The 19,455-nt window shown below is 71.5% G+C and carries 20 protein-coding genes; 14 read left to right on the top strand and 6 right to left on the bottom strand.

Annotated features, from left to right (window positions below):
* The first annotated feature begins 48 nt into the window (after positions 1 to 48).
* The 3 genes from ACIBF8_RS30430 (at position 49) to ACIBF8_RS30440 (ending at position 2,749) form a co-directional block, all read left to right on the top strand.
* Positions 49 to 909 (top strand): carbon-nitrogen hydrolase family protein, encoded by an 861-nt coding sequence (locus tag ACIBF8_RS30430; protein WP_396787351.1) that lies wholly within the window; start codon positions 49 to 51, stop codon positions 907 to 909.
* Positions 910 to 973: 64 nt separating this feature from the next.
* Positions 974 to 1,618 carry an HAD family hydrolase gene (locus ACIBF8_RS30435; protein WP_396787352.1) on the top strand — a complete coding sequence of 215 codons (645 nt, stop codon included), beginning with the start codon at positions 974 to 976 and terminating at the stop codon, positions 1,616 to 1,618.
* A gap of 198 nt (positions 1,619 to 1,816) precedes the next feature.
* Positions 1,817 to 2,749 carry a serine protein kinase RIO gene (locus ACIBF8_RS30440; RefSeq protein ID WP_396787353.1) on the top strand — a complete coding sequence of 311 codons (933 nt, stop codon included), beginning with the start codon at positions 1,817 to 1,819 and terminating at the stop codon, positions 2,747 to 2,749.
* A gap of 44 nt (positions 2,750 to 2,793) precedes the next feature.
* On the opposite strand, the gene ACIBF8_RS30445 is transcribed toward ACIBF8_RS30440, so the two are convergent.
* Complete coding sequence (locus ACIBF8_RS30445) at positions 2,794 to 3,042, bottom strand: DUF2630 family protein (RefSeq protein ID WP_285797710.1); 249 nt, start codon at positions 3,040 to 3,042, stop codon at positions 2,794 to 2,796.
* Positions 3,043 to 3,484: 442 nt separating this feature from the next.
* On the opposite strand from ACIBF8_RS30445, the gene ACIBF8_RS30450 reads away from it, so the two are divergent.
* The 9 genes from ACIBF8_RS30450 to ACIBF8_RS30490 all read left to right on the top strand — a co-directional run bounded on the left by ACIBF8_RS30450 (position 3,485) and on the right by ACIBF8_RS30490 (position 13,211).
* Entirely contained in the window at positions 3,485 to 4,822 is a 1,338-nt protein-coding gene (locus ACIBF8_RS30450) for a cytochrome P450 (RefSeq protein ID WP_396787370.1), read from the top strand.
* A complete protein-coding gene (locus ACIBF8_RS30455) occupies positions 4,819 to 5,736 on the top strand; it encodes a terpene synthase family protein (protein WP_396787354.1) in 918 nt (305 codons plus the stop codon). The genes ACIBF8_RS30450 and ACIBF8_RS30455 overlap by 4 nt, the downstream gene beginning before the upstream one ends.
* The gene (locus ACIBF8_RS30460) at positions 5,729 to 7,345 is read left to right on the top strand and encodes a prenyltransferase/squalene oxidase repeat-containing protein (protein WP_396787355.1); all 1,617 of its coding nucleotides are present in this window, start codon (positions 5,729 to 5,731) and stop codon (positions 7,343 to 7,345) included. Before ACIBF8_RS30455 ends, ACIBF8_RS30460 begins: the two co-directional genes overlap by 8 nt.
* 124 nt (positions 7,346 to 7,469) lie before the next feature.
* Positions 7,470 to 10,028 carry a nitrate- and nitrite sensing domain-containing protein gene (locus tag ACIBF8_RS30465; RefSeq protein ID WP_396787356.1) on the top strand — a complete coding sequence of 853 codons (2,559 nt, stop codon included), beginning with the start codon at positions 7,470 to 7,472 and terminating at the stop codon, positions 10,026 to 10,028.
* Between the two features lie 91 nt (positions 10,029 to 10,119).
* Positions 10,120 to 10,542: a roadblock/LC7 domain-containing protein gene (locus tag ACIBF8_RS30470; RefSeq protein WP_396787357.1), complete on the top strand. Its 423-nt coding sequence runs from the start codon at positions 10,120 to 10,122 to the stop codon at positions 10,540 to 10,542.
* Between the two features lie 5 nt (positions 10,543 to 10,547).
* Positions 10,548 to 10,934 carry a DUF742 domain-containing protein gene (locus ACIBF8_RS30475; RefSeq protein ID WP_030337267.1) on the top strand — a complete coding sequence of 129 codons (387 nt, stop codon included), beginning with the start codon at positions 10,548 to 10,550 and terminating at the stop codon, positions 10,932 to 10,934.
* Positions 10,915 to 11,526: an ATP/GTP-binding protein gene (locus ACIBF8_RS30480; RefSeq protein WP_366338967.1), complete on the top strand. Its 612-nt coding sequence runs from the start codon at positions 10,915 to 10,917 to the stop codon at positions 11,524 to 11,526. The genes ACIBF8_RS30475 and ACIBF8_RS30480 overlap by 20 nt, the downstream gene beginning before the upstream one ends.
* Before the next feature lie 85 nt (positions 11,527 to 11,611).
* The gene (locus ACIBF8_RS30485; protein ID WP_396787358.1) at positions 11,612 to 11,947 is read left to right on the top strand and encodes a YciI family protein; all 336 of its coding nucleotides are present in this window, start codon (positions 11,612 to 11,614) and stop codon (positions 11,945 to 11,947) included.
* Between the two features lie 28 nt (positions 11,948 to 11,975).
* The gene (locus ACIBF8_RS30490; protein ID WP_396787359.1) at positions 11,976 to 13,211 is read left to right on the top strand and encodes an RNA polymerase sigma factor; all 1,236 of its coding nucleotides are present in this window, start codon (positions 11,976 to 11,978) and stop codon (positions 13,209 to 13,211) included.
* 7 nt (positions 13,212 to 13,218) lie between these two features.
* On the opposite strand, the gene ACIBF8_RS30495 is transcribed toward ACIBF8_RS30490, so the two are convergent.
* Both ACIBF8_RS30495 and ACIBF8_RS30500 read right to left on the bottom strand, forming a co-directional pair.
* The gene (locus ACIBF8_RS30495) at positions 13,219 to 13,407 is read right to left on the bottom strand and encodes a DUF397 domain-containing protein (RefSeq protein ID WP_238688187.1); all 189 of its coding nucleotides are present in this window, start codon (positions 13,405 to 13,407) and stop codon (positions 13,219 to 13,221) included.
* Complete coding sequence (locus ACIBF8_RS30500) at positions 13,398 to 14,165, bottom strand: Scr1 family TA system antitoxin-like transcriptional regulator (RefSeq protein WP_396787360.1); 768 nt, start codon at positions 14,163 to 14,165, stop codon at positions 13,398 to 13,400. Before ACIBF8_RS30500 ends, ACIBF8_RS30495 begins: the two co-directional genes overlap by 10 nt.
* 114 nt (positions 14,166 to 14,279) lie before the next feature.
* Between ACIBF8_RS30500 and ACIBF8_RS30505 the strand changes: the two genes are divergently transcribed.
* Positions 14,280 to 14,723, top strand: coding sequence for a hypothetical protein (locus ACIBF8_RS30505; RefSeq protein ID WP_396787361.1), 444 nt, complete (start codon positions 14,280 to 14,282; stop codon positions 14,721 to 14,723).
* 69 nt (positions 14,724 to 14,792) lie between these two features.
* Here ACIBF8_RS30505 and ACIBF8_RS30510 read toward each other — a convergent pair whose 3' ends face one another.
* The 3 genes from ACIBF8_RS30510 to ACIBF8_RS30520 form a co-directional block, all read right to left on the bottom strand.
* Positions 14,793 to 15,167, bottom strand: coding sequence for a type II toxin-antitoxin system VapC family toxin (locus tag ACIBF8_RS30510; RefSeq protein ID WP_396787362.1), 375 nt, complete (start codon positions 15,165 to 15,167; stop codon positions 14,793 to 14,795).
* On the bottom strand, positions 15,164 to 15,418 hold the full coding sequence (locus tag ACIBF8_RS30515) for a type II toxin-antitoxin system Phd/YefM family antitoxin (protein ID WP_396787363.1): 255 nt from the start codon (positions 15,416 to 15,418) through the stop codon (positions 15,164 to 15,166). The genes ACIBF8_RS30510 and ACIBF8_RS30515 overlap by 4 nt, the downstream gene beginning before the upstream one ends.
* Before the next feature lie 118 nt (positions 15,419 to 15,536).
* Positions 15,537 to 18,389: an aconitate hydratase gene (locus ACIBF8_RS30520; protein WP_396787364.1), complete on the bottom strand. Its 2,853-nt coding sequence runs from the start codon at positions 18,387 to 18,389 to the stop codon at positions 15,537 to 15,539.
* Positions 18,390 to 18,622: 233 nt separating this feature from the next.
* On the opposite strand from ACIBF8_RS30520, the gene ACIBF8_RS30525 reads away from it, so the two are divergent.
* Positions 18,623 to 19,351: a DedA family protein gene (locus ACIBF8_RS30525; RefSeq protein ID WP_396787365.1), complete on the top strand. Its 729-nt coding sequence runs from the start codon at positions 18,623 to 18,625 to the stop codon at positions 19,349 to 19,351.
* Positions 19,352 to 19,455 lie beyond the last annotated feature (104 nt).

The following is a 19,455-nucleotide window of genomic DNA, read 5'->3' on the forward strand; positions in this document are numbered from 1 at the left end:
ATGCAAACCGTACGTACGGCTTGGGACTCGGCCGTTTACCATCGCCCGGTGACCCAGCCCCGCCCCCTGCCCAGCTCCCCGTTGATCGTGGCCGCCGTTCAGGCCACCCCGACGCCGGGCGACGTCGCCGGCAACGCGGTCGCCGCGGCCGACCTGGTCCGTCAAGCCGGTGAGCGGGGCGCCCGGGTGGCCGTCCTGCCGGAGCTGTTCCTCTGCGCGTACCACCCGCCGGCTCTCGCCGCCGACCCGGCCGGCACGGACGTCGCGGCCGATCCGGCCGGGATGGTCGCGGATCCCCGGCTCGACCCGCTGCGCGCCGCGGCGCGCGAGGCCGGCGTCACCGCGCTGGTCGGCGCCGCCGTCCGGCACCCGGACGGCCGGCGGACCATCGCCGCCCTGGTGGTCGACCGGTCCGGCGTGGTCCGGGTCGGGTACGACAAGCAGCAGCTGTGGGGTGACGAACGGGAGCTGTTCAGCCCCGGCGATCGGGGTGCCACGTTGCTCGTCGACGACTGGCGGCTCGGGTTGGGCATCTGCTACGACGGCTGTTTCCCGGAGCACGGCCGGGCCGCCGCGCTCGACGGCGCACACGGTTACCTGTGCCCCAGCGGATACCTGGCCGGCTCCGAACACCGCCGGGATCTCTACTACGCCGCGCGGGCGCTGGACAACACGATGTTCGTGGTCTTCGCCAACGCGGTCGGCGGCGTCGACCCGTGGCGCTTCAACGGCGGCGCGGCCGTCTACGACCCCCAGGGACGGGTGCTGGCTCGCGGCGCCGACGACGGCACGGCGGTGCTCGTGGCGACGCTGGATCCCGCCGTGCTCGCGACCACCCGGGCGGCCCACTCGATGCTCGCCGATCGGTTGCCGGACCAGGGCGGCCCTCGGGTGTCGATGCCGGGCTGAGCCGTCGTCAGGTCGATACCCGCCGGATCTGTTGGCGGACACGTCGGTCCCGTAGGGTGCCCGAGTGCCACTGCTCCTGCTGGACCTGGACAACACCCTGCTGGATCGGGCTGGGCCGTTCCGCCGCTGGGGTGAGCGCTTCCTGGACAGCATCGGCGCGCCCCCCACCGACATCGACTGGCTGGTCTCGATCGACGCCGACGGGTTGACCGACCGCTGGGACCTCGCCGACGCCATCCGGGACCGCTACGAGCTGCGCATCCCCTCGATCGACCTGGTCGAGGAACTGCACGACGGAGTGGTGGCGCAGACCAAGCTCGACCCACTGACCGCCTGCGCGCTGCGGATCGCCGACGACGCCGGCTGGGTGCCGGTGGTGGTCTGCAACGGCACGGTACGCGTCGAGGACGCCAAAATCCGCCGGACCGGGCTGGACCAGTACGTCGCGGACTGGGTGATCTCCGAAGAGGCCGGCGTCAGCAAACCCAACCCGCGGATCTTCGCGCTCGCCGCCCAGCGGGTCCGGATGCCGTTGCGCGGCGCGTGGGTGATCGGCGACAGCCCGGAGGCGGACATCGGCGGTGCCGCCGCCGTCGGGCTGCCCAGCGTCTGGCTGCACCGGGGGCGCACCTGGTCGGACGTCCGGTTCGCGCCGAGCCGCACCGTGGACGGGTTGATCGCCGCGGTCGCCACCGTGCTCGCCCGCTGAGGGGTTGCCGGGCTGGCGGTCGCGTTCGGGTGGCGGCTCGGTAATTCGGTTGACCGCCCGCCGTGCTGCCGCCAACATTGTCCGCGCATCGTGCATCCCGGGCGTGCGCCCGGTCGAGGAGAGGGGGTCGGTCATGGCCGTCTTCGCAGGTCGCTTCCAGCCGCCTAGCTCAGCCTCGACCAAGGGAACTTCACCACAGTGCGCGATCATGACCTTCCGGCGCTGGAGCGCCGCAGCCGCGGCAAGAGCCGCTTCGACGACGACGAACCGCAGTTTCTGAAGCGCGGGCGGCCCACCGAGCCGCTCGCAGACCCGGACAGCGAACCCGACCCGGACACCGGCGAGCGCTGGTCGTCCTGGGACGACGCCGTGCACGGGCCGCATCCGCACCCGGCCTGGCTGGTCACCGAGTTGGCCGCCAAGGACACCGAGCTGGGTGTGCTGAAGACCGGCAAAGAGGCGGACGTCCACCTGGTCCGTCGGGCCGTGCCCGACACCGACCGGTCCTGCCTGCTCGCGGTCAAGCGCTACCGCGACCCCGAGCACCGGCTGTTCCACCGCGACGCCGGTTACCTGGAGGGCCGTCGGGTGCGCCGGTCCCGGGAGAACCGGGCGATGGCCGGCCGGACGGCGTTCGGCCGGCAGATGATCGCCGGGCAGTGGGCCGCGGCCGAGTTCGCCGCCCTGGCCCGACTCTGGGAGATCGGCGCCGGGCACGACCGCATCGCCGTGCCGTACCCGGTGCAGTTGCGGGGCACCGAGCTGATGCTGGAGTTCGTCGGTGACGCCGAGTCGGGGGAGGCGGCGCCCCGGCTGGCCCAGCTGCGGCCCGGCCCGTCCGAACTGCGGGACCTGTGGGCTCAGCTGGTGGAGGCGCTGCGGGTGCTGGCTCGGGCCGGCTACGCGCACGGCGACCTGTCGCCGTACAACCTGCTCGTGCACCAGGGTCGGCTGGTCGTGATCGACCTGCCGCAGGTGGTCGACGTGGTGGCGAACCCGCAGGGGCCGGAGTTTCTGGCCCGTGACGTGCGGGTGGTCGGCACCTGGTTCGCGGCTCGTGGTCTGCCGCCCGAGCAGGTCGATCCGGCCGCGTTGACCGCTGAGCTGCTGCGCGAGGCGGGCCTCCGCTGAGCGGAGCGGGTCGGGCGGCCACACCGCCCGACCCGCTCCGCCGGCTACTGCAGGTAGCGCTCCACCTCGGGCTTGGGGCGTTCGCCCTGTGCGTCCGGGTCGCCGTGGGTCTCCCGGGCGGCCCGTCGGCGGCGCAGGAGGTCCCAGCACTGGTCGAGGGACTCCTCCAGGGCGCGCAGTCGCTCGCTGGCCTCGCCCTCGGTGCCCGACTCGTGCGCCTGGGCCTCGGCCCGCAGCTTGTGTTCCTCGTCGACCAGCTCGGAGATCCGGTTCAGGATGGTCTTGTCGTCCATGCCACAGAGCCTGGCACAGGGTGCCGGGCGTCGCCCGGATTCGGGGGGTACCGGTGCGTCCCCGGTCACTGAGACACACACCGGCCGGCCCGACGCCACCTGTCGATGCCCGTGTCGCAGCCCGCGCCGGTCCAGGCTGCCAGGCCGTCGGGCTGGTGCCGCACCTCACGCGGCGTGGGTGCCACACCTGACCATCCATTCAGGAATTGCCTGAGTCGGGACATCGATGCAGGTGGCTGCGTGTGGATGGAAATTGCACCGCCCGCAAGTCTGGAGGTGCCCCGCGTTTGGTGAGATGCTTCCGTCGGCCCAGAAGGTGAAAGTTCATCAACCTGCCTGACCGAAGTGGATCGCTACGGTCGCCGGGACGACGAGGAGACGTGGTTCGATGTCGCAGGTGTTCGAGGCAGGCCCCGCCACCGTCAGCGCCGAACCCCGGATGATTCCCCTGCGGCGCGCTCTGCCCGCGCTGGTCCGCGATCCGCTCGGTGCGCTCGTCGACTTCGCGCAGGCCGCCGACGGCGAGGTCATCCGGCTAAACCTCGGCTCGTTCCGCCCCTATCTCGTCAGCCATCCTGAGCACCTGCAACGCGTGCTCAGGGACAACGTTGCCAACTACACCCGCGACGGCGACGGCTTGCTCTGGCGACCGGTTCGTCGAATCGTCGGCGACGCCATCCTGGTCGCCGAAGGTGCGATCTGGGAGTCCAGCCGGGGCGCACTGCAACCGTTGTTCACCGCCAAGCGGGCCGAGACGCTCGTCGACAAGATGGCCGAGGCGATCAACGAGGCGGTCGACGAGTGGCTCGAACCGGCCCGCGACGGTCGCCCGATCGACGGCGGCGCCGAACTGACCCGGATCGTCCTGCGTACCACCATGCGGGTGCTCTTCGCCGACCGGATCTCGGTGCCCGATGCCCTGCGGATCAGCGCCGCGCTGGACACCCTCACCACCGCGATGCTCCCACGGCTGCTGATGCCCGCCGTGCCGTACGCGGTGCCGATGCCCGGCGACCGGCGCTTCCGCGAGGCGGTGCGCACCATCGACGAGGTGGTGCTGCCGATCATCCGGGAGGCTCGGGCCCGTCCCACCGACGGCGACGACATCATCTCCACCCTGTGCCGGCCGCGCGCCGACGGCAGCGAACCCGACGAGTACGCGATCCGCGGCGACGTGGTCGCGATGTTCTCCACCGCCACCGAGACCACCATCGCCCTGCTCTCCTGGCTCTGGCCGGTGCTCGCGTCCCGGCCCGACGTGGCCGAGCGGATGACCGACGAGATCGAGCAGGTGGTCGGCGCCGAACGGGTCGGCCGTGAGCACCTGCCCCAACTGCGCTACGGCCGGATGGTGCTCGACGAGATGCTGCGGCTCTACCCGGCCGGCTGGATGATCCCCCGCACCGCGGTCGGCGACGACGTGCTGGGCGGAGTGCGGATCAAGGCCGGCGGCACCGTGCTGGTCAGCCCGTACGTCACCCAGCGGATGTCGATGTTCTGGGACGACCCGGCGCTCTTCGACCCGGAGCGGTTTGCGCCGGAGCTGCCCCGGCGGCGCTACCGCTACTCGTACTTCCCGTTCGGCGGCGGCCCGCACCAGTGCCTCGGGCAGTACCTGTTCCTGCTGGAAGCCCAGCTCATCGTCAGCACCGTGCTGAGCCGCTACCGCTTCCGGCTGCGCGAACCGGCCGACCTCACCCCCCGGGTGGGCGCCTCGCTGCAACCCAAGCAGCGGGCCGAGCTCATCCTCACCCCGGTCGAGCGTCCGGTCGCACCGTGACCGAGACCCCGCGACCGGCGCGGGCCGGTCAGGACGCGGTCGCCGAGCAGGGCCGGGTGTGCGCACTCGCCGTGCGAGGCGTACGCGACCTGCAGGATGTCACCGCCGCCCACCCCGAGCTGTTCGACGCTGCGCCATTCGACCCGGCGCTGCTCAGCTCGGTGGCCACCGTGGTCGCCTTCATCGCGCCCTGGCACACCGCCGCCGAACTGCGGATCACCACCCGTACCGTGCTCTGGGTCTTCGCTGCCGACTGGCAGGTCGACTACCTTGCCCGGTCCGTGGACGACGTCCGGGAGGTGGTGACCGACTGCCTGGCGGTGGCCGACGGCGCCACCCCGTCACCCGGGCGGCACCTGGCCCGGCTGCTGGCCGACCTGCGCGACGAGCTGGCCACCGTGCCGGCGTTCGCCCGGCTGCGCCCGATCTGGCGCGACGAGTTGGCCCGGATGCTCGCCGCCATGGCCCGGGAGTGGGACTGGAAGAACCTGCCGACCGACCCGACCACCGGGCGGCGCCTGCCGGACCTGGACCGCTACCTGGAGAACGCCGACAACTCTGGCAGCTCCTTCGTCAACGTCACCCACTGGATCGCCACCGGCGACGAGAAGACCCTCGCCCAGTTGACCGACCTGCTGGACGCCGGACGTGGCGTGCAGCGGGTGCTGCGGCTGGTCAACGACCTCGCCACGCAGGGGCGCGACGCCGAGTGGGGTGACCTGAACGCCCTGTCGCTGGTCGACGACCCGGCGCAGGTGCACGACCGGCTGGCCGAGCTGACCGCCCGGTCCCGGGGGGACCTGGCCGCCCTCGCCGAGCGGTGCCCCCGTCAGGCGGACTACCTCAACCGGCAGATCTCCTTCACCGGCGGCTTCTACCAACTGGCGGACTTCTGGGGGGAGCGTGATGAGTGACGGCGCCACGCGGGTGCTCGCCGACGCGGAGACCACCGGTGCCCCGACCGTCGACGCCGCCCGCGAGTTGATCGCCGGCCTTGGCCTGCGGCCCTGGGGGCAGGTCGCCGCGTCGGTGTACGAGACCGGGCGGCTGGTCGCCATCGCTCCCTGGCTGACCGGGCACCACCAGCGGATCGCGTTTCTGGTGCGCAGTCAACGCCCGGACGGGGCGTGGGGCCCGCCCGAGGGGTACGCCCTGGTGCCGACGTTGAGCGCCACCGAGGCGCTGCTCGCCGCGCTGGTCGACGGCGAGCCCCGGACGGACCTGCTCGCCCCGGTGGCTCGTGGGCTCGACGCGCTCGTCGGCACTCTGCTCCGCACCGACGCACGGACACTGCCGGACACCCCCGCACTGGATCTCATCGTCCCGGCGCTGGTCGACCGGATCAACGACCGACTGGCCCGCCTGGAGCGGACCACCGCCGACCGGCTGCCCCGCCCGCCGTTGCCGCTGCCCGTCGGGCTCACCGCGGACCGGCTGCGCGCGGTGCGGTCCGCGGTGGCCGCCGGAGCGACGCTGCCGCCGAAGCTGGCCCACTTCTACGAGATCCTGGACGCGGTACCCCCGGACGCCGGCCCCACCCTCACCGCGGTCGGTGCCTCACCCGCCGCGACCGCGGCCTGGCTGACCGCGGCCAGCCCGGCCGCCGGCCCCGCCGCGCACGCCTTCCTGCGGGCGTTGATCCGGGACGGAGGCGGCCCGGTGCCCTGCCCGGCACCGATCACCGTCTTCGAGCGAGCCTGGGTGCTGAGCGGCCTGCGCCGCGCCGGGATCACGATCAACCCACCGGCCTCCGTGCTGGAGAGCCTGACCGCGGCCACCTCCGGCCAGGGCATCGCCACCGGCGACGGCCTGCCAACCGACGCGGACACCACCTCGGTGACCCTCGACGCGCTGGCCCGGCTCGGTCACCCGGCGGACCCGACCAGCCTGTGGGCGTACGAGACGGCTGACGGTTTCTGCACCTGGCCGGGGGAGGACGGCTTCTCGGTCACCACCAACGCCCACGTGCTGGACGCCCTCGGTCAGCACCTGACCCTTCACCCGGACGCGGACCCGCGCTACCACCGGGCTGTCGATCGGTTGAGCACGGTGCTGACCGGTCACCAGCGCGCGGACGGTGCCTGGCAGGACCGGTGGCACGCCTCGCCGTACTACGCCACCGCCTGCTGCGTGCTGGCGCTGGCCGAGTTCGGGCGGGGTGCGGCCGCCGCCGAGGCGGTGGACCGGGCGGCCGGCTGGGTGCTGAACAGCCAGCGCCCGGACGGCTCGTGGGGGCGGTGGGACGGCACCGCCGAGGAGACCGCGTACGCCCTCCAGGTGCTGCTGACGGTGCCGACGACGGTGCCCCGGGTCGACGACGCCGTGGCCCGTGGGCACGCCTACCTGCATGAATCCGCCAGCCAGGAGCACCCTCCACTGTGGTATGGCAAGGAGCTGTACTGTCCGACCGTCATCGTTCGCGCCGCCGTGCTGGCCGCCTGCCGTCTGGCCGGCCTCCGCACCTCCGACGTCGACCGTTCGGTGGTGGATTGCGGCTACCAGTCAACAAAAACAGCGACTTGAGGGGTTGTGTGGACACTGCTAGCGTACGCAGAGCCTCAGCCCCGGATGCCCCACTGCGGTGGGACGTCGCCCCCTCTGATCATTCGTTGATGAGCTGAGTCAACGCCCGGCCTGGGACGGTTCAATGCGTTCTCGCGGTACGAGTATCCGCACCAAGGTTGTTGCCCTGCTGCTCTCCCTGGTGGCGCTGTGGATGTTCGCGGCATGGGTGACCCTGCGCGACGGCTACAACCTGCTCGGTGTCCAGCTGATCAACAGCAAGGTCTACACGCCGACCGAGCCGTTGCTGCAGGAGCTCCAGCTGGAGCGGCGGTTGACCCAGGCGTACCTGAGCAACCCCGACGGCGCGCAGCGGACGGCGCTCGAAGCCGAGCAGCGCAAGGCCGCCGAGCTGGCCGGTGACTTCAGTGACTCGGTGCGCAACTGGCAGGTCGACCTCGCCGGCAGCTCCGCACTGGACACCCAGCTCGACTCGACGATCGCCCAGATCAACGCGCTGGAGCAGACCCGCGCCGAGGTACTGGACCGCAAGATCGACCGGATCGCCGCCGCTGAGGCGTACACCGGCGCGATCGAGTCGATCTTCCAGATCTACGACGTGACGGGCAGTCTGGACGACAAGCAGATCGCCGCTGAAGCGGCGGCGCTGATCCAGCTCAACCGGATGAAGGAACTCATCTCCCAGGAGGACGCGCTGCTCAGCGGCCTCTTCGGCAACGGCCGGATGAGTGGGTCGGAGTACGCCCGCTACGTCAGCCTGGTCGCCGCCGAGCGGTTCGTCGGCGAGGAGGTCCGGGTCCGGCTCGCCGACGCCGACGAGCGGCGCTACCAGCAGCTCGTCGAGGGTGAGGCGTTCACCCGACTGCGCGCCGTACAGGACAGCATCATCCGTGAGGGCCGACCGTCGACCCAGCTGCCGATCGGCTCCGAGCAGTGGCGCGGCACGGTCGAGCCGGCGCTGGCCGAGGTGAACGACGTCGTCACCGCCGGCGGTGAGGGCATCGTGGGCCGGGCCACCGGCGTGGCCGTGATGGTCGTGGTCCGACTGGTGCTCGCCACCGGTCTGGGCCTGCTCGCCGTCATCGCCTCCGTCGTCGTCTCGATCACCACGGCCCGCAACCTGCTGCGCCAGCTGGACCGGCTGCGTCAGGCCGCCTGGCAGCTCGCCGACGAGCGGCTGCCCCGGGTGGTGGAGCGGCTCGGGCGCGGCGAGGAGGTCGACGTGGCCACCGAGGCGCCCCCGCTGGAGTTCGGCACCGACGAGATCGGCCAGGTCGGCAAGGCGTTCAACGCCGTTCAGGAGACCGCCCTGCGGACCGCCATCGAGCAGGCCGACCTGCGTCGTAACGTCCGCGAGGTCTTCCTCAGCCTGGCCCGACGTACGCAGGCACTCGTGCACCGCCAGCTCACCCTGCTCGACGCGATGGAGCGCCGCGAGCACGACGCGGAGGAGCTGGAGGACCTCTTCCGGGTCGACCACCTGGCCACCCGGATGCGGCGTAACGCGGAAAACCTGATCGTGCTCTCCGGCTCCACCCCCGGTCGGGCCTGGCGGCGCAACGTCCCGATGGTCGACGTGGTGCGCGGCGCCGTGGCCGAGGTCGAGGACTACACCCGGGTCAACGTGCTGCCGCTCGGCCCGGTCTCGCTCGCGGGCCGCGCGGTCGGCGACGTCATCCACCTGCTCGCCGAGCTGATCGAGAACGGCCTGTCGTTCTCGCCGCCGCACACGACCGTCGAGGTCCGCGGCCAACTGGTCTCCAACGGGTTCGCCATCGAGATCGAGGACCGGGGCCTCGGCATGAGCGAGGAGGACCTGGCCGCGGCGAACCACCGGATCGTCGACCGGTCCGAGCTGAACCTCGCCAACGCCACCCGCCTCGGGCTCTACGTGGTGAGCCGGCTGACCGAACGGCACGGCGTGCGGGTACGGCTGAAGGAGTCCGCGTACGGCGGCACCACGGCGGTCGTGCTGATCCCGCTGGAGCTGGTCACCGAGGCCGACGCGTCCCCGGAGGACTCGGGCTCGTTCCGGGCCGGCACGGCCATCCCGATGCCGTCGGCGCCCGCCACGGACACCGGCCGGCCGGCCGCCCTCGCGCCGGTCGCGCTCGCCGCGCCGACGACCACCACTGCGGACGCCCCGGTGACGTCGGCGGTGCCGATGTCGACCGACACCAGCACCCCGACGACGGCCGAGGAGGCCGAGGCGGACAGCGTTCTCCCCACCCGCCAGCGGACGACCCCGGCCACCGGCACACCCGAACTGCCCACCCGCGCCCGGCGCGGCCCGGGTCAGCCAGCTCTGGAAGCCCCGACCGTGCCCACCGGCCTGCCCGCCGTCGACCGCGCCCGCCCAGAGGACCGCGACGGCGAGCCGGTCGTGGCCGGCGACGGTGGTCCGGTGCCCGCCCGAGCCGAGGCGGAACGGACCGACTCCGGCCTGCCCGTGCGGGTCCGCCAAGCGAACATCGTTCCCGAGTTGCGAGACGACCCGGCGGTGTCGGAGACCGACGACGAGGATGTGGTGCGCCCGCCGGAGCAGGTTCGCCGGATGATGAGCTCCTACCAGACCGGCACCCGTCGTGGACGGACCGACGCGGCTCGGCTGCTCGGCGGCGCCTCCGGCGCCCCGGCGGCGACCCCGTCCGAGCCGACCGACGAGGATCCACAAGCGACCTGACCGAGCACCGATGCCGCGGGACTTCCGCGCGGTGTGACGGTCAAGCCCCAGACGAACGCGGCACACAGCCGGGCGAGAAGAGGACGACGAAGTGACCCAGAAGACGGCTTCGAGCGCCGACCTGACGTGGTTGCTGGATGACCTGGTGGGCCGGGTGAAGCAGGCCGAGCACGCGGTCGCGCTCTCCACCGACGGCCTGTTGATGGCCTCCTCCCAGGGGTTGAGCCGGGACGACGGCGAGCACCTCGCGGCGATGGCGGCCGGCATCCAGAGCCTCGCCCGAGGCGCCGGCAAGCGTTTCGGTGGCGGGCAGGTGCAACAGACCATCATCGAGATGCAGTCGTCGTTCCTGTTCGTGACCGCGGCCGGCCGCAACGCCTGCCTGGCGGTGCTGGCCAGCGAGGACGCCGACGTCGGTCTGATCGCCTACGAGATGGCGATGCTGGTCACCCGCGTCGGCAAGTACGTCGCGTCGCCGTCGCGTGGGACCGAGCAGCAGGCCGGCGAGAGGTAACGGCGATGACGGTCCAGGGGGAGTCCGCAGACCATCAGTGGGTGGATGACCATGCGGGTCCGGTGGTGCGTCCGTACGCGGTGACGCGTGGTCGGGCCCGCCCGGTCACCGGCACCTTCGACCTGATCTCCCTGGTCACCGCGACCCGAGCCGAGGTCACGCCCGAGGTCGGCCTTGGCCCCGAGCATTTGGCGATCGTCGGGCTGTGCCAGCGCATACAGTCCGTCGCCGAGATCGCCGCCCATCTCGACCTGCCGGTGGGCACCATCCGGGTGCTTCTCGGTGATCTGGCAGCCCGCAGCCTGGTCCAGGTCCGCGAGCCGCAGACCACGGCCGGTCTTCCCGACAACAGCATCTTCGAGGCGGTAATCAATGGACTACGGGCACTCTGACCGGCCGGCGGGAGCGACCCCACTGCCCACCGCGATCAAGATTCTGGTCGCGGGTGGCTTCGGCGTGGGCAAGACGACCATGGTCGGCGCGGTCAGCGAGACCCGGCCGTTGCGTACCGAGGAGGTCCTGACCGAGTCGGGGGTCGGCATCGACGACCTGTCCGGGGTGGAGGGCAAGACCACCACCACCGTGGCCATGGACTTCGGCCGGATCACCATCAGCGACGACCTGGTGCTGTACCTGTTCGGTACGCCGGGGCAGGACCGGTTCTGGTTCGTCTGGGACGAGTTGGCGTTGGGCGCGATCGGCGCCGTGGTGCTGGCCGACACCCGCCGGCTCGCCGACTGCTTCCCCTCGATCGACTATTTCGAGGGCCGGGGCACGCCCTTCGTGGTCGCGGTGAACTGCTTCCAGGGCGCCCGACAGTACCGGCTGGACGAGGTGCAGGCCGCACTCAACCTGGACCCGGGTGTGCCGGTGCTGCTCTGCGACGCCCGGCAGCGGGAGTCCAGCAAGGAGGTGCTCGTCACGCTGATGGAGCACGCCATGAAGACCCGCGAGGCCCGCCGCCGCGCCGCCAGCGGAGACTGACCGAAGTTTTTCGGGGCAGCGTGTCCGGAAGGCCGCCGGCCGATCGTCATGCTGACGAAACCCCGAGAAACCAGGGAGTGACCAGATGAAGTACCTGATGTTCGTGTGCAGCGACACCGAGCCGGACACCGACCCCACCGAGCTACCCGACATCCACAAGTGGGTGGCGGAGAACGACTCGCATGGCCGCCGCCTGACCGGCGACGCGCTGGCGTCCACCAGCGCGGCCACCACCGTCCGGGTCCGCAACGGCGAGTTGCTCGTCTCCGAGGGCCCGTTCGCGGAGACCGCCGAGGTGATCGTGGGCTTCGACCTGCTCGACTGCGCCGACCTGGACGAGGCGATCGAGGTGGCCCGCACCCACCCGATGGCCCGCGAAGGGCGACTGGAGCTACGCCCGTTCGCGGACCTGCCCGGCTGACGGGTTGTCCACCTCGCAGCGCCGGCCGGTGCGTACCCACGCACCGGCTGGTGCCGTGGCGGCGGAGGCCGTCGCGGCCGCCGGCGTCGAGGCGTACCCCCGGATCGTCGCGACCTTGATCCGAGTGACCGGGGACTGGGCGTTGGCCGAGGACTGCGCCCAGGAGTCCTTGACCGTCGCGCTGGAGCGTTGGCCCACCGACGGTGTGCCGGCCAACCCGGGCGGCTGGCTCATGACGGTGGCCCGCAACCGGGCGATCGACGTGCTGCGCCGGGCCAGCGTGGAGCGCCGCAAGCTGCACGACCTGGCACTGCTCACGCCGGACGACACGGCCCCGGAGCCGGAGGTGAGGCAGGACGTGGTGGACGACCGGCTGCGGCTCATCTTCACCTGCTGCCATCCGGCGCTCGCCATCGAGGCCCGGGTGGCGTTGACGCTGCGCACCGTCTGCGGCGTGCCGACCGCTGACATCGCCCGGCTGTTGCTGGTCAGCGAGTCGACCATGACCCGCCGGCTGACCCGGGCCCGCACCCGCATCGCCGACGCCGGCATCCCGTACCGGGTGCCGAGCGGGCCGGCGCTGACCGAGCGGCTGCCGGGCGTCCTCGCCGTGCTGTACCTGCTGTTCACCCGGGGCTACGTCGCCGATGGCGAGCCGGCCTTCGCCGACGAGGCGGTCCGGCTCGCCCGGCTGCTCGACCGGCTGATGCCGGAGCAGTCCGAGGTGGCTGCCCTGCTGGCGTTGTTCCTGCTCCAACACTCCCGCCGGGACGCCCGTCGCGACGCCGCCGGCAGCCTGCTCACCCTGCAACGGCAGGACCGCGACCGGTGGGACCGCGCCGCCATCGCCGAGGGCCTGGCCACCCTCGATCGGGTACGCCACGACGGGCCGTACGCGTGGCAGGCCCGGATCGCCGCCTGCCACGCCACCGCCGCCGTTGCCGACGACACCGACTGGCCGACGATCGCGCGGGCCTACGACGCGCTGGCCGACCTCCGGCAATCGCCGGTGATCGCGCTCAACCGCGCGGTCGCGTACGGCTACGCGTACGGGCCGGCCGCCGGGTTGGGGCTGCTCGACACGGCGCGAGCCGGGGGAGCGTTGGCCGGTAACCCGCTCGCCGTGGCGGTGGAGGCCGATCTGGTGGCCCGGCAGGGTGACCGGCCGCGCGCCGCCGGACTGTTCCGGCAGGCGGCGGCAACGGTCGGCTCGGCCGCCGAGCGCCGTGCGCTGCTCGACCGGGCCGACGAGCTGTCGCCATAGAGCGAGGTCAGCCGCGCTTGGCCAGCACCAGGAATCGGGTCCAGGCCGCCGGGTCGAAGGCGAGCGCCGGACCGGCCGGATCCTTGGAGTCACGTACGCCGATGACGCCGGCGAGGTTGTCGGCCACCTCGACGCAGTCGCCGCCGTTGTTGCCACTCTTGCTGCTCTTGCGCCACCGAGCGCCGGTCAGGTCCATGATGCTGCCGCTTCTCTGAGGAGATTGAGGGACTGTGCCCGCGACAGGGCTCCGTCGCGAATGCGTTCCCACCGTCGGTCGAGGGTAGCAACGTCGGCCGCCTTGTCGATGAGCTGCGCTTGGGCCTGGCTGTCGACGTGCGCGACCCGCGCCCCGTCCGGAATTTCCGCGATGGTGAATGGCCCACCGAGGCCCGGATACATGCCGACGTCGGTGGGCACGACGAAGAGCGACACGTTCGGGAGCGTGGCCTGCTCGGCCAGATGTTCGCACTGCTCCCGCATCATGGCCCGGTCACCGTCGAGGGTGCGCCGGAGGACTCCCTCGTCGAGGACCGCGACGAGCAGTGGCGGGCGTTCCCGACGCAGGATGGCCTGCCGGCTCAGCCGCGCCTCGGCGAGATTGTCGGCCTCGGCCGGCGTCAGCGCCTCACCGATCAGCGTCGCCAGCGCGTACGCCTTCGTCTGAAGCAGGCCCGGTATCCACGCGAGCTGAAACGACCGCAGCGACAGTGCCTCGCGCTCGATCTCGGCCCAGGGGCGGAACCACGCCGGCGTCCGGCGCTTCAACGCGTCCGGCCACAACTCGTCGACGTTCCGACCGAGCAGCTCGGCGACCCGCGCACGGTGACGCGTCTGCGGAATTCGTCCGGTGCTCGCCCACTTGGCTGCCGTCTTCGGATCGACACCGATCTGAGCAGCGAGACTGTCCGCTGTGTGGCCCCTCTCGGCCATCGCCGCCTGTACGGCTCGATTCATCTCCAGGCCCTCCAGAACGTTCCAGACGTCGGAAGGCAATACTTCTACGCGGTGTAATTGATTGGCAACCCTCGGCAGGGTGCTGTGTAGACAGCAGCGCGGAGGGAGCACCGGATGCCCGAGGACAGGTCCTGCAACCGCCCACATCGGCCAGGCAACCGACCGACCCGGCCGGCCTCGCCCCGTGCGATCACCGCCGGTCCGACCGGGCCACCGCACCCTCCGTACCGTGGTCCCGGTCGCGCGGGGAACGTCGTACCCGAATCACGCTGGCGCTCCCGGTGCGGCCCGCCGGTCGCGCACACCGCCGACGGCCCGCTGTGGACCTGCGACGCCTGCGGGCGGGACTGGCCCTGCCCGGTGCTGCGAGCGACCCCGACGGACGCCGCCCGCCGGGCGACCCTGATCCCCGAGTTCTCCCGGATCACCCGCCGGGCGATCCGCGACCTGCGCGGCCAGCCGGGCGGACCCGACCCGGTCGCCATCGTCCGCCGTTTCCTCTGGTTCCTGCCGCTCACCGACGAGGAGGCCCGCGCGGTCGCGCTGCGCCTGCGCTGAGCGCTCACCCCGCCGGCCGCCGGGCGCTGATCGACCGGTCCGACGACCTCATCCGCGAGCGGATGAGTGTCAGGCCACCAGAATCGGTACGTCGTACTTCTGGATGCGGTCGTCTCGGGTGACCAGGGTGAGCCCTTCGTGCAGGGCCTGCGCGACCAGCATCCGATCGAACGGATCCCGGTGGATCAGCGGCAGCCGACCAGCCGCGATGGCGTGATCGTGGCGGATCGGGAGTTCCCGCAGTTCGGCGTCCCGGAGCCGTGCGGCGAGGTCGGAAGGGCCGCGCAACTTGCCCAACGACTGTTTGATCGCAACCTCCCACAGCGTGACCGGGCTCAGGTACACATCGGGTTCGGTGTCGATGCGGTCCTTGATGTCCGTGCCGAGGACCGGGTCGTCGGTCAGCCACCAGAGCACCACGTGCGTGTCGAGCAAGAGCCTCATCCGGACAGCCCGAAGTCGCGAGCGACCTCGTCGTTGACCTCGTCGGAATCCCAGTCAACGGTGAGATCCAGCGCACCGCGCAGCGACCCGCGACCGGTGCGTGTTGTCCGACGAAGAGGGATGACCTTGGCGACCGGGGTGCCAGCCCGGCTGATCACGATCTCCTCGCCGTGCTCGACTCGTTCGATGATGCGTGACAGGTTCGTCTTCGCATCGTGGATGTTGAACTGCGCCGCAGCTTCACCGGCCACCGTGGCACCTCCTTAGCTAAGAGGTTAGCCCGTGGCGGGGTGCGGCACGAGGAGCGACCCGGAAACGACGCAGGCTCCCTCCCGCCGAGGCGGGAGGGAGCCTGGTGACGTCGGTACGTCAGTTGGCGATCATGCGGCGCAGCACGTACTGCAGGATGCCGCCGTGCCGGTAGTAGTCCGCCTCACCGGGGGTGTCGATCCGCACCACGGCGTCGAACTCGACGCCGGTGTCGGTGCTGACCTGCACGGTCCGCGGGGTCTCACCGTCGTTCAGGGCGGTCACCCCGGTGATGGTGAACGTCTCCGTGCCGGTCAGGCCGAGCGACTCGGCGGTGACGTCCACCGGGAACTGCAACGGCAGCACGCCCATCCCGATGAGGTTGGAGCGGTGGATCCGCTCGTACGACTCGGCGATGACCGCCCGGACGCCCAGCAGCATCGTGCCCTTGGCCGCCCAGTCCCGCGACGAGCCCGAGCCGTACTCCTTGCCGGCCAGCACGACCAGCGGGATGCCGGCCTCCTGGTAGGCCACCGAGGCGTCGTAGATCGAGGTCTGCTCGCCGGTGAGGTGGTTGACGGTGAAGCCACCCTCCACCCCCGGGACCAGCTGGTTACGCAGCCGGATGTTGGCGAAGGTGCCCCGGATCATCACCTCGTGATTGCCCCGTCGGGAACCGTACGAGTTGAACTCGTGGCGCGGCACGCCGTGCTCGGCGAGGTAGCTGCCGGCCGGCGAGTCGGCCTTGATCGCACCGGCCGGCGAGATGTGGTCGGTGGTCACCGAGTCACCCAGCTTGGCCAGCACCCGGGCGCCAGCGATGTCGACAACCGGGCTCGGCTCCTGCTGCATGCCCTCGAAGTACGGGGGCTTGCGGACGTAGGTGGAGTCGTTCGCCCAGGCGAAGGTGTCGCCGGTCGGGGTCTGCAGCGACTGCCACCGCTCGTCGCCGGCGAAGACATCGGCGTACGCGGCGCTGAAGCCGGTGGCGCCGATCGCCTGGGCGATGACGTCCTGGATCTCGGCGCTGTTCGGCCAGATCTCGCGCAGGTAGACCGGGTTGCCCTCGGAGTCCTCACCGATCGGCTCGTTGGCCAGGTCGATGTCCATCGTGCCGGCGAGGGCGTAGGCGACCACCAGCGGCGGCGACGCCAGGTAGTTCATCTTGACGTCCGGGTTGATCCGGCCCTCGAAGTTCCGGTTGCCGGAGAGCACCGAGACGACCGACAGGTCGTGCTCGTTGACCGCCGCGGACACCTCCTCGAGCAGCGGGCCCGAGTTGCCGATGCAGGTGGTGCAGCCGTAGCCGACCAGGTTGAAACCGAGCTTGTCCAGGTAGGGGGTGAGACCGGCCCGCTCGTAGTAGTCCATGACGACCTTCGAGCCCGGCGCCAGGGTGGTCTTCACCCACGGCTTGCGGGCCAGGCCCTTCTCGACCGCGTTACGCGCCAGCAGCGCGGCACCGATCATCACCTGCGGGTTGGACGTGTTGGTGCAGGAGGTGATCGCGGCGATCACCACGGCGCCGTGGTCCAGCTCGTACTCCACGCCGTCGGGGCCGGTGACCCGGACCGGGTTGGTGGCCCGGCCACCGGCACCGGCCGCCGCGGTCTCCAGGTCACGCGGCTCGTCGGCCGGGTCGCTGAACTCGTTGGCCGGCGGGTCGCTGGCCGGGAAGGACTCGGCGCTGGCCTCGTCGGCCGGGCCGTTGGCACCGCGCGGCAGCTCCTCACGGGCCACGCTCGGCTTGAGGTCACGCTCCCCGGCGGAGTCGTCGGCGACGTAGTCGGTCAGCGCGGAGCGGAACAGGGTCTTGGCGCTGCCCAACGGCACCCGGTCCTGCGGGCGCTTCGGGCCGGCGAGCGACGGCTCGATCGAGCCGAGATCCAGCTCCAGGCGCTCCGAATAGTCCGGCTCGGCCTCCGGGTCGTGCCAGAGGCCCTGCTCCTTGGCGTACGCCTCGACGAGCGCGACCTGCGCGGCGTCGCGGCCGGTCAACTCCAGGTAGCGGATCGTCTCCGCGTCGATCGGGAAGATCGCCACGGTGGAGCCGTACTCCGGGGACATGTTGCCGATGGTGGCCCGGTTGGCCAGCGGCACGGCGCTCACGCCGGGGCCGTAGAACTCGACGAACTTGCCGACCACACCGTGCTTACGCAGCATCTCGGTGATGGTCAGCACCAGGTCGGTGGCGGTGGTGCCGGCCGGCATCTCGCCGGAGAGCTTGAAGCCCACCACCCGGGGGATCAGCATGCTGACCGGCTGGCCGAGCATCGCGGCCTCGGCCTCGATGCCGCCGACGCCCCAGCCCAGCACGCCCAGGCCGTTGACCATCGTGGTGTGCGAGTCGGTGCCGACCACCGTGTCCGGGTACGCTTGGCCGTTGCGTTCCATGATGGTGCGGGCCAGGTACTCGATGTTGACCTGGTGCACGATGCCGGTGCCCGGCGGGACGACCTTGAACTCGTTGAACGCGGTCTGGCCCCAGCGCAGGAACTGGTAGCGCTCCTTGTTGCGCTCGTACTCCAGCTCGACGTTGCGAGCGAACGCGTCCTCGCGGCCGAACAGGTCGGCGATCACCGAGTGGTCGATGACCAGCTCGGCCGGAGCGAGGGGGTTGACCTTGCTGGCGTCGCCGCCCAGGTCGCGTACGGCCTCGCGCATGGTGGCCAGGTCGACCACGCAGGGCACGCCGGTGAAGTCCTGCATGAGCACCCGCGCCGGGGTGAACTGGATCTCCACGCTCGGGGCGGCGGAGGAGTCCCACCCGCCGAGCTGGCGGATGTGGTCGGCGGTGATGTTCGCGCCGTCCTCGGTCCGCAGCAGGTTCTCCAGCAGGATCTTCAGGCTGTACGGCAGCCGAGCGTGGCCGTCCACCTTGTCGATCTTGAAAATCTCGTAGCTCGCGTCTCCGACGCGTAGCTGGGTCTTCGCACCGAAGGTGTCGAGGCTCGCCACGTCGTACTCCTTCACACCAGCGACCGTGAGTAGTCCTGAGCAGTCTGTCGCACCGGTCGGGGTGCCGCCGAAGTTAGGTGACACTTACCGCCGATTCCGCTTCCAACAAAACCGTACGTCCGTCTTGCTATATGCGCAACCTGGAGCCCGCCCGGGCACCTCCGAGTGGGGGTGTCTGAGCGGCCCACGACCGCGCCGTGTCGTCAGGTCTGCGGGGTAGGGTCGGGGTCGATCGGAAGGGGTGCCGAGTGATCGACGTTCAGCACTCGCTCTCGGCGCTGCCCCCGGGCGTGGTCTACCTGATCGTCGCCGGGGTCATCGGCGTGGAGAGCATGGGCGTCCCGCTGCCGGGCGAGATCGTCCTGGTCAGCTCCGCACTGCTCGCCGCCGCCGGAGTGGTCGAACCGGAGTGGGTGGCCAGCGCTGCGGCGTTCGGCGCCATCGTGGGCGACTCCGTCGGGTACGCCGTCGGCCGACGCGGCGGTCGTCCGCTGCTGGCCAGGCTGGGCAGGCGGTTCCCCAAACACCTGGGCCCGGCACAACTCGCCCGTGCCGAGCAGAGCTTCGCGCGGCACGGCGTCTGGGCGGTCTTCTTCGGCCGGTTCGTGGCACTGCTGAGAATCCTGGCCGGGCCGCTCGCCGGGGCGCTGCACGTGCCGTACCGCCGGTTCCTGGTGGCGAACGCGGCCGGCGGCCTGGTCTGGGCCTTCGGCACGACATACCTGCTCTACTCGGTCGGCCGGGCGGCCGAACACTGGCTGAAGGACATCTCCTGGGCCGGCTTGGTCCTCGCGGTGCTCGCCGGACTAGGCAGTACCTGGTGGCTGCGCCGACGTGCCCACCGCCTCGAGTCGGCTTCCGGCGTCGAGTCGGCCGGGATGGCTCCCGGCGTCGAGTCGGCCGAGCTGGCCGCCGACGTCGAGTCGGCCGGAGTTGGTCCCGGCGACGAGCCGGTCCGCGCGGGCAGCGGGCGCTGACCTCAAGCGCGACGAAGGGCCGGGCCCCGTGGTGGGGTCCGGCCCTTCGGTGTGTGGTGGTGGTTGTGGGGTCAGCTGGTGGCGTAGCCGCGGGTGGCGATCCA

It is taken from the genome of Micromonospora sp. NPDC050276 (assembly GCF_044459545.1).
Taxonomy (GTDB): domain Bacteria; phylum Actinomycetota; class Actinomycetes; order Mycobacteriales; family Micromonosporaceae; genus Micromonospora.